Annotated in this window: 2 protein-coding genes; both read left to right on the top strand. The window is 62.3% G+C overall.

Translation table 11 applies throughout. From position 1 onward, the window contains the following. Window positions 1–20 precede the first annotated feature (20 nt). A complete protein-coding gene (locus Q7W83_RS26545; RefSeq protein WP_150632784.1) occupies window positions 21–2078 on the top strand; it encodes a methyl-accepting chemotaxis protein in 2058 nt (685 codons plus the stop codon). A 37-nt stretch (window positions 2079–2115) separates the two neighbouring features. Continuing rightward, the coding region (locus Q7W83_RS26540; RefSeq protein ID WP_473657959.1) for a FimL-related protein at window positions 2116–5365 on the top strand (3250 nt) is incomplete at its 3' end.

Genomic DNA, 5365 nt, shown 5'->3' with positions numbered 1-5365 from the left:
TGGTTAACAGGCGAGGACCGATGATAAAAGCAAAAACAGGCAAGCCGGAAGGGTCGCGCAGCCGGTCGCAGATCATCGCGCTGTTCATCGCGCTGATTGTCTTCATCATGCTGCTGTTCGCCAACTTCGCTTATCTCAACACCCAGTCTTCGTACGACAAACAGTACATCGGCCACGCCGGTGAGCTACGCGTGCTGTCCCAGCGTATCGCCAAAAACGCCACTGAAGCCGCCGCCGGCAAGGCTGCGGCGTTCAAGTTGCTGAGCGATGCACGCAACGATTTTGCCCAGCGCTGGGGCTATCTGAAGAAAGGCGACCCTTCCACCGGGCTGCCGCCGGCACCGGCCACCGTGCGCCCGGAAATGCGCGCCGTGCAGTTGGATTGGGAGCGTCTGCTGAAAAACACCGACGCCATCCTTTCCAGCGAACAGACGGTTTTGTCGCTGCATCAAGTCGCCGCCACGCTGGCCGAAACCGTGCCACAGTTGCAGGTCGAATACGAAAAAGTCGTCGAAATCCTCCTGCAACGCGGCGCACCTGCCGCTCAGGTCGCGATGGCCCAGCGGCAGTCGTTGTTGGCCGAACGTATCCTTGGCGCGGTGAACACCGTGCTGTCCGGCGACGAAAGTTCGCAACAGGCCGCCGATGCGTTCGGCCGCGACGCCGCGCGTTTTGGCCAAGTGCTCACGGGCATGCTCCAGGGCAATCCGGCGCTTAAAGTCAGCCAGGTCGAAGACCAGGATGCCCGTGCCCGACTGGTCGAGATTTCCGAGCTGTTCGAATTCGTTTCCGGTTCGGTCGATGAAATCCTCGAAACCTCGCCGGAGCTGTTCAAGGTCCGCGAATCGGCGACCAATATTTTCAGCTTGTCGCAAACCCTGCTCGACGAAGCCTCGCACCTGGCCACCGGGTTCGAAAACCTTGCCGGCGGGCGCAATACAGACACCATTGGCGGCTACGTACTGGGTCTGGCGGCGCTGATGTCGATCATCCTCATCGGTATGGTGATGGTACGCGAAACCAACCGTCAGCTGCGCGAGACGGCCGAGAAGAACGAACGCAACCAGAATGCGATCATGCGCCTGCTCGACGAGATCGAAGACCTCGCCGACGGCGACCTGACCGTGACCGCTTCGGTGACCGAAGACTTCACCGGGACCATCGCCGATTCGATCAACTATTCCGTGGACCAGCTGCGCGATCTCGTGGCAACCATCAACCTCACCGCCGGCCAGGTTGCCGCCGCCGTGCAGGAAACCCAGGCCACCGCCATGCACCTGGCGCAGGCCTCGGAGCATCAGGCGCAACAGATCAGCGAAGCCTCCACCGCGATCAACGACATGGCACAGTCCATCGATCAGGTCTCGGCCAACGCCGCCGAATCTTCGGCGGTGGCCGAGCGTTCCGTGGAAATTGCCAACAAGGGCAACGAAGTGGTGCACAACACCATCCACGGCATGGACAACATTCGCGAACAGATTCAGGACACGGCCAAGCGCATCAAGCGTCTGGGCGAGTCCTCCCAAGAGATCGGCGACATTGTCAGCCTGATCGATGACATTGCCGACCAGACCAACATCCTTGCGCTCAACGCGGCAATCCAGGCGTCCATGGCCGGTGATGCCGGACGCGGTTTTGCGGTGGTGGCCGACGAGGTGCAACGGCTGGCCGAGCGTTCGTCCGCCGCGACGCGGCAGATCGAAACGCTGGTGCGGGCGATCCAGGCCGATACCAACGAAGCGGTGATTTCCATGGAGCAGACCACCACCGAAGTGGTGCGCGGTGCGCGTCTGGCGCAGGATGCCGGTGTGGCCCTGGAGGAAATCGAAGGCGTGTCGAAAACCCTCGCGGCATTGATCCAGAGTATTTCCAACGCGGCCCAACAGCAGACGTCTTCGGCCGGGCAGATTTCCCTGACGATGAACGTGATCCAGCAGATCACCACGCAGACCTCGTCCGGCTCCACCGCCACGGCCGAGAGCATTGGTAACCTGGCGAAAATGGCCAGCCAGTTGCGACGCTCGGTGTCCGGTTTCACCTTGCCGGCCGCCAAGGCGCAGACTGTGGATAAAGTGTGAAGCGCCCGCGGGCGCTCGAACGATGAACGGAGTGGTTATGGGTGATCGGCACGACTATGTGGCCCTCGAATGGGTCAAAGGCGAGATTGCCGAAACGCTGAAAGTGGCTCACCAGGCGATTGAAACGTTGCTTGATGACCCTCAGGCGACGCACGTCCTCAGTGAATGCCTGGCGTGCATCCATCAGGTTCACGGCAGTTTGCAGATGGTCGAGTTCTACGGCGCGGCCCTGCTCGCCGAAGAAATGGAACAACTGACCGCAGCCTTGCAACAGGACCGCGTCATTCATCGCGACGAAGCGATCCGCTTGTTGCTGCAAGCGATCGGTCAGCTGCCGGTCTATCTCGACCGCATACAAGGCGCGCGCCGCGATTTGCCGTTGGTGGTGTTGCCGCTGATCAACGACCTGCGCAGCGCCCGTGGAGAAAGCCTGTTATCGGAAACCAGCCTGTTCACCCCGCAATTGCCGGACCTGCCGCCACTGGATGAAGAGGCGCTGGCGCTGCTGGAACCGGCGGACCTGCCGAACGTATTGCGCAAGTTGCGCCAGATGTTGCAGATGGCCCTGGCCGGCTTGCTGCGCGAGCAAGATGACGACACCCACCTCGGTTACCTGAACACCGTGTTTTCACGCCTCGAAGGGCTGTGCGGGAATGCGCCGCTGAGCCCGTTGTGGCAAGTTTGCTCGGCGCTGGTCGAAGGCATGCGCGGCGGCTCAATCGCCAACAGCCCGGCCCTGCGCAGCCTGTTAAAAGACGCTGACAAAGAACTCAAGCGCCTGCTCGAACAGGGCATGTGCGCGATCAATCAGCCGGCGCCGCCGGAGTTGCTCAAGAGTTTGCTGTTCTACATCGCCAAAGCCGAACACCCCACCGGGCAGATGCTGACCATGAAAGATCGCTACGGACTGGACGATGCGCTACCTGACAGCGCGATGGTCGACGAAGAACGGGCTCGGCTGGCCGGCCCTGACCGCGATGCCATGCGCTCGGTGCTGGCCGCGCTGTGCGAAGAACTGGTACGGGTCAAAGAACGCCTGGACCTGTTCGTGCGCAGCGACCGCCAGCACGCCTCGGACCTCGAAAGCCTGCTGGCACCGCTGCGGCAAATCGCCGACACCTTGGCGGTGCTCGGTTTCGGCCAGCCGCGCAAGGTCATCATCGATCAACTCGCGGTGGTGCTCAGCCTTGCCCAAGGCCAGCGCGAACCTAACGACGCGATCCTGATGGACGTTGCCGGCGCCTTGCTTTACGTCGAGGCGACGCTGGCCGGCATGGTCGGCACTGTCGAGCCGGAGAGCCAGGAAGACAGCCGCCTGCCAACCACTGACCTGACGCAGATTCACCAGATCGTGATCAAGGAGGCGCGTATCTGCCTGCAACAAGCCAAGGACATGATCGTCGACTACATCGACGCCGACTGGGACCGCCAGCATTTGCAACCGTTGCCGGCCTTGCTCACTCAGGTGCGCGGCGCACTGGCGATGATCCCGCTGAACCGTGTGGCGAGCCTGATCGAAGCCTGCAACCACTTTATCCGCGAGCATCTGCTGCTGGACCCGGACCAGCCCGGCTGGCAGGCGCTGGACAGCCTGGCTGACGTCATCACCAGCATCGAGTATTACCTTGAGCGTCTGAGCGACGACCCCGAAGCGTCCGCAGAGCAATTGCTCGATGTGGCGGAAAAGGGCCTGGCCGCGCTCGGCCTTTTCCCCAGCGAACAGACTGTGCCGGTGCTGGACGAAGTGCTCAGCCCGAGTGAGGCGCAGGTCATGCAAGACCTGCAGGAACTGGACGATCCCGACGTCGTCCAGACCTTGGCCGATGTCCTCGCCAACCCGGTGTTGGCGGTCAATCCGCCGGCCCTGAGTACGCCGGGCAGCCTGTTGCCACCGCCGCCAGGTGAAGAGCCGATAGACGATGAACTGCGGGAAGTCTTCCTCGAAGAAACCGACGAGGTCCTGGAAATCCTCCGGGAATACTTGCCGCGCTGGGCGGCCAAACCCGAAAGCGAATCGACCCTCAGCGAACTGCGCCGAGCCTTCCACACGCTCAAAGGCAGTGGCCGGATGGTGCGTGCGCTGGTGCTGGGTGAGCTGGCGTGGGCTGTGGAAAATCTGCTCAATCGCGTGTTGGAGCGCAGCGTTGAACCCGGGCCGGCGGTGCAGCAACTGCTCGGTGATGTATTGAACCTGCTGCCGGAACTGGTGGCTGAGTTTGCCGGCAATGCCCAGCGTCAGCGCAACGACGTCGACCAATTGGCCGCCCGCGCCCATGCGCTCGCCAAGGGTGACAAGCCGTTGGCCGATGAGGACGAGCAGGATGTCGCGGCCCTCGATCCGTTGTTGCTGGAAATCTTCCGCAACGAGGCCGAAACCCATCTGGCCAGCCTCAACCGTTTCCTCGATCAGGCCGCCGAACAGGTGCCGTTGCAGGCCAGCGACGAATTGCAACGCGCCTTGCACACGCTCAAAGGCAGCGCGTCCATGGCCGGTGTGTTGCCGATTGCCGAGTTGGCCGCGCCGCTGGATCACCTGGCCCGCGAGTACAAGGCGCACCTGATCGCCCTGGACCTCGACGAGGTCGAACTGCTGCTCGAAGCCGAAGGCGTGTTCCGCGTCGGGCTGCGACAGCTCAAGGTCGATCCGCTGGCCGAGATTCCTGGCGCCCGTTCGTTGATCGAAAGAACCCAGGCGTTGCTGGCCGAGCGTCTGCAAGCGCTGTTAAACACGCCGAGCATGGCGCTGCGAACCAAGCGCGATCCGCAGTTGATCAACAACTTTCTCGCCCAGGGCATGGACATCCTGCTGGACGCCGAAAGCCTGTTGCAGCGTTGGCAGCAGCACCCCGGTGAACGTCAGGAACTCAGTGCGCTGCTGGATGAATTGACCACCCTCGGCGAAGGCGCGCACCTGGCCGACTTGCATCCGGTGGATGAGCTCTGTGAAGCCTTGCTCGATCTCTACGGTGCCGTCGAGGAAAGCAGCCTGGCGGTCAGCGAGGCGTTTTTCCATGAGGCACAAAGTGCCCACGAAGCGCTGATCAACATGCTCGACGAACTCGCTGCCGGTCAGGAAGTCAGCCCGCAACCGGAGCGTATCCGGGCCTTGCGCGGTTTGCTCGATGAGAGCCTCGACCCATCGGCCATGGGCCTGATTCGCAGTGACGGCAGCCGTACCCTGAGCATTCGCGAACTGGGCAGCGTCACCGCCGAACTTGAAAACACGCTACCCCCTGTGGGAGCGAGCCTGCTCGCGATGGACGTCAACGATGACGCATTATTGCAGG

Source organism: Pseudomonas sp. 300 (genome assembly GCF_055803035.1).
Note: the sequence above shows the minus strand (reverse complement) of the source record. Positions and strands in the feature narration are given on the sequence as shown.

What these genes read in the sequence shown, in the direction of transcription:
- Q7W83_RS26545 (WP_150632784.1), top strand. Translation starts at nt 21, where the DNA reads ATGATAAAAGCAAAAACAGGCAAGCCGGAAGGGTCGCGCAGCCGGTCG.